Annotated in this window: 3 protein-coding genes; 1 reads left to right on the forward strand and 2 read right to left on the reverse strand. The window is 58.8% G+C overall.

Annotated features, from left to right (window positions below; genetic code table 11):
• Positions 1-531: 531 nt before the first annotated feature.
• Positions 532-3,222, reverse strand: coding sequence for a TonB-dependent receptor (locus tag R6U20_RS09730; RefSeq protein ID WP_410337662.1), 2,691 nt, complete (start codon positions 3,220-3,222; stop codon positions 532-534).
• 606 nt (positions 3,223-3,828) lie between these two features.
• Positions 3,829-4,122, reverse strand: a complete 294-nt coding sequence (locus R6U20_RS09735; protein ID WP_410337663.1) for a T9SS type A sorting domain-containing protein — start codon at positions 4,120-4,122, stop codon at positions 3,829-3,831.
• A 72-nt stretch (positions 4,123-4,194) separates the two neighbouring features.
• Here R6U20_RS09735 and R6U20_RS09740 point away from each other — a divergent pair.
• Positions 4,195-4,607: hypothetical protein (locus R6U20_RS09740; RefSeq protein WP_410337664.1), on the forward strand; the 413-nt coding region annotated here is incomplete at its 3' end.

Consider the following 4,607-nt stretch of genomic DNA (forward strand, 5'->3'; position numbering starts at 1 on the left):
CGTTCGAGCAGGGGGTTGAGGTGGAAGCGGGTGTCGCGGTCGGCCGGCCGGTGGTGGTCCGCGATCAGGCCAGAAGTGTTAATCATTTATGCATACAGATGGGGACTACGAACGATCCGTAGTGCTCTGCCACAGGTCAATGGTTGGGGTAGTAGCACCTCTCTCAGGACGGGTTGTGCTATACATCTGATCGCTGTTGAACATACAGAAATGCTTGTTTATGCCCCCACACCGTCATCCCAGACGGAGCGGAGCGACGATCTGGGATCCATGCCCCAATGGAGAGATGCGTTAGCGGAGTGCGTTCGCCCTCAACCGGCGAATGGATTACTTCGTGCGTACCACAGGCATGACCTTCGGCCCTCGCTTCGCTCGGCCCCGGATCAGCGGCGCCAGGGGCGCCAGGGGCGCCGTGCCTGTCCTGAACTCGATTCAGGATCTGGATGACGGGCGTTGGGGGGCTGTGCGACTTCTGAACCTATAGCACAACCCGTTCTTAGAGCATATGTGTGTTATATAAACGCCAGCCGTCTACAGCGTAAACGAGAGCTTGCTGTACACATAGCGTCCGTTAAACCCAAAGGGCGATGCCGTGGAGTAAGGAAAGATCCCACCGAAGTTCTGGTCATCGGGCGTCAGGTCCGGATATACATCCGTCAGGTTACGCGCCCCAACCGAGAGCTTCAGGCGATCTTCGGCAAACCGGTAGCCCACTTCCGCATCCATCGTGGTTTTGGCAGACAGCGTAAAGTCGTCTTCGGGATCTACGTCGGGCACGAGAGTTTCGCCGTGGCGGGTGCCGCGTAGCAGAGCGGTGAACCCACCTCGTTCGTACTCAATGGAAACCTTTGCGGTGCTTGCGGGCCGTTCGCGCTCCAGTTCCAGCCGGGCCTCACGATCGAAGATGCTTTCGCCAAAGTCCTCGCCCAGTTCGCTGGGGGTGCGCACGCCGCTCGTCACCTCATTCCGGGTGAAGTTGTAGGCTCCACGGATGTACACCACCCCATCGTCGCCTACCGACGTTGTGTAGTTTGCTGTGAGGTCAAGCCCCCAGGTGCGGGTGTCAACGGCATTCGAGAAGATCTGCGCGCGCTGCACGTTGAAAATACCTTCGCTTTCCAGCAAGTCGACCAGTTCGTCGCCGCCGATATTCCCCGACAAGATGACGCGGTCATCGATCTCCGTGTAAAACAGATCCGTTGATACCGAGAGCTTGCTATTCGGGTTAACAGTAACCCCACCGCTTAGGCTGTACGACTTCTCTTCCTCCAGGTCGGGCACGCCCAGAGCGCGAGCCACGTCGCTTTCGTTATCGAAGAGGCCCACCTCAAACGGCACGTTGTCGATGAACGTGGTTGATATGCGTGAGAAGTGGCGCTGCGCCAGGTTTGGGGCGCGGAAGCCGGTGCTGGCCGAACCCCGGAAGATGAGTTCCTCCTGAGGTTCATAGCGCATCGCAATCTTCCCCGTCAGGGTCGAGCCAAAGTCGCTGTAGTCCTCAAAGCGCCCGGCCACGTTTACGAGCAGCGGCTCGAACAGGTCGGCCTCCAGGTCGGCATACACGCCCACGTTGGTGCGCGACTCGTCGACCGCATCGCTGGGACGAAAGCCCGGAAACACCTGCGAGCCGGGGGCGGCGCGTCCGCCGTTCTGGTTCTCTTTCACAGGGCCGTCAACCCAAGACGCCTCCTCGCCCGCCTCCACTTCGTACTGGTCGTAGCGCAGCAGGGCACCCACGGCCACGTTCAGCGGACTGGCCAGCCCCGCGTCCACTTCACGCGTCAGGTCAATCTGTCCAATGCTCTCGCGCGAGGACACCGTGCCAGCGAAAAAGTCGGTCTTGTCAGAGTCAGGGCCGAGCGTCACGTTCAACGAGTTGATGATATTGTACTCGTAGTTATTGCCGCCGGTCTGGCCGCTCACATCGTAGTTCCAGCGACCTATATCGCCTCGGAGGCCGGCGACTACCGAATGGTCAGCAATCTTCGAATCAAAGGTCGGCAAGAAGCCTTCCGGATAGATCTGCGGCCAGTTACGCCCGTCCAAGGCGCGGCGATAGAATCCCTTTCCGAAACCATCGCGGAAGCTATAGCCCCCAAAGGCATACGCCTCAATCTGCTCGCTTACCGGAATGGCGCCATTGGCCCACAGGTAGTAGTTGTCCGATTCGCCGTTTCCCCACTGATGATTGGGCTGGTCAATCGGGTTGTTCTTCGTTACGACCTCTTGCACCCCGTTGCCGGTCTGGTCGGCGACCTCATCGGCATCGCCCTCTTCGATCTGATCGCGCGGGTCAGCCCCAGCGCGGGTAGTTGGGTCGCGAAAGCGCAGTTCGCCAAACACGTTCAGGTAGCCCTCATCGCCCAGCGCCACGCCGTACGAACTGCTTAGCTTGTACGTGAGGCCATCGTTGTCGAAGTCGTCAGTAACGTGGCCGCCGTACTCTCCCCCAATCCGAAACGGGACAGGCTCCTCGTTCAGTTGCAGGTTCATAACGCCCGCAATAGCATCCGAACCGTACTGGGCTGCGGCTCCGTCGCGCAGAATCTCGACCGATCCGATTACGCTCGATGGAACCGCATTCAGGTCAACCGTGCTCGACCCTTTCTGCACGCCCGAACCCAGCCGGTTCACCAGCGCCGAGCGGTGGCGCCGCTTGCCGTTAATGAGCACCAGCGTGTGGTCGGGGCTTAAGCCGCGCAGCGTAAACGGACGCAGCGCATCCATGCCATCCGACACCGTCTGGCGCGGAAAGTTGATCGAGGGCGAAACCTGCTGCAGCATCACGCTCATTTCAGACGAGCCAGCCACATCCAGCTCTTCTGCAGAAAAGGCATCCACGGGTACAGCCATATCGCCCGCAGCGCGGCGTGCAGCTCGGGATCCCACCGAAACCGTAACCCCTTCGCCCCGCAGCGCCTGCGGTTCCAGAGCAATCGTTTCGGTGTACGAGGCACCTGCCTCTACCGTCAAGGTGCGCTCTTCTGCACGGTAGCCCACAAACGAGACGCGAAGCGTGTACGTGCCCGGCTGAATGCCCGTAATCTCATACGAGCCATCAGACTCGGCAGAGGCACCGTAGGATTGACCGTTTTCCAGAACGACATTAGCGCCCGGAAGCGTCTCCTCGGTATCCTGATCTTGAATGGTACCCGAAAGGGTCGCAGTGTTTTGTGCCTGCACAAGCGAGGCCGGCAGCACGCTGGCAGCCAAGGCAAGCATAAAAATGAAAAAAGTAGCGCGCTGTATCATGGTGATAGGCGGGTTAAGGAAACAAATCGCGGAGGACGAACGACACCGGCAATCTACATTCAACAACGAGCGCTGCAAGGGGCATCGTTACGCCACAGAGGCGTTGTACACGTGTTATGCAGGCGCGTCGCAGGGTCTAATGTGCAGTCCAACCAGCACACAAAACGCATGAGAACAGGTGGACACAAGACGCGCAAGGCGTATTCGAACGAGGGCATCTCAGAACATCGCGGCGTGCCACACGCCGACCCGTTACGCGGCCCGATGAAGGTGATGCTTTCAACCCATAGGGATGAATGTTAGATGAGCATCATCCCATAGCGCTATTTAGGCTACGGTCCTGTGAGGAAAATGTCAAGATTGAAACGTCACAAACTGGTACATCGCCTGCTGTTTTCGTAGGTGCGAGGAAAACACTGTTATACCTGCGGTACCCCTGGATATGCACGTCGTACGCCAAAAGAAGAAAATGATACAGGGGAAAGCCACACACCGCGCCCGCCCCGATACCATTCGCAGTATCCCCGCCCGGTCCCCGCCGCACCATGCAGGGACCGGGAGTGCCCGAGGAGCAGCTTACCGCACCACCGTCACCCTCTGCGTGTCGACGGGTCCGCCTTCGGTCTCCATCCGCAAAAAGTACGTGCCGCTGGCCAGATTACTCACGTCAAGCGGCGCCTCCGTGCGGCCTTCCGCATCGGTGTCGACCACCGTCTGCACGCGCCGCCCGAGCATGTCGTAGAGCACGATGCGCACGGGCTGCTGATCCGGAACCGCATACCGCACCGTGGCCTGGCTGCGCGTCGGGTTCGGGTACGTGGGGAGCAGCTCCGCCTCGGTGACCCGCCGCCCAATCGTCACGTCTTCCATCTTCGGTCTATGTGAATCACTATGGGAGGGAAGAGGCACGTTACCAAAGAGATGAACCGACAAACAAAGCTCTTGTCTCAAAATACTGAACAGACTGAATTCTGGGGGCGTTATCTAAACGATAATCATGCCGCAACCCGTCTTAGGACTGATGAACCTGGGTTTCTATTTAGCCGAAATTGCCGTCTATTACTTATCTTCAATGGTATCCGCTCCCAACCACATGGAACAGATGCAAATAGACGGGGCGGCGAGAGTGCGGCGCATCGAGCCATTGCTCAGGCGGGTCGGTACAATATCGCCAATCCATCACAAGTGCGCATTTATCTCGACCTGGAAGGGTGGAGATTGGCGCCTGGTTTTCTGGAAGGCTGGTGGCAGGTGATGTATGCATCTCCATATGCCGGGGCAGGTGGACTTTATGGGCGAGGGGCCGAGCAAGCTCTACCACGGCAGGATAGCCATCTTAGGGACCTAAGTCGTCG

Origin of the sequence: Longimonas sp. (assembly GCF_046498435.1) — a bacterium.
Taxonomy (GTDB): domain Bacteria; phylum Bacteroidota; class Rhodothermia; order Rhodothermales; family Salinibacteraceae; genus Longimonas.

What these genes read in the sequence shown, in the direction of transcription:
- R6U20_RS09735 (WP_410337663.1), bottom strand. Translation starts at nt 4,122, where the DNA reads ATGGAAGACGTGACGATTGGGCGGCGGGTCACCGAGGCGGAGCTGCTC.
- R6U20_RS09730 (WP_410337662.1), bottom strand. Translation starts at nt 3,222, where the DNA reads ATGCTTGCCTTGGCTGCCAGCGTGCTGCCGGCCTCGCTTGTGCAGGCA.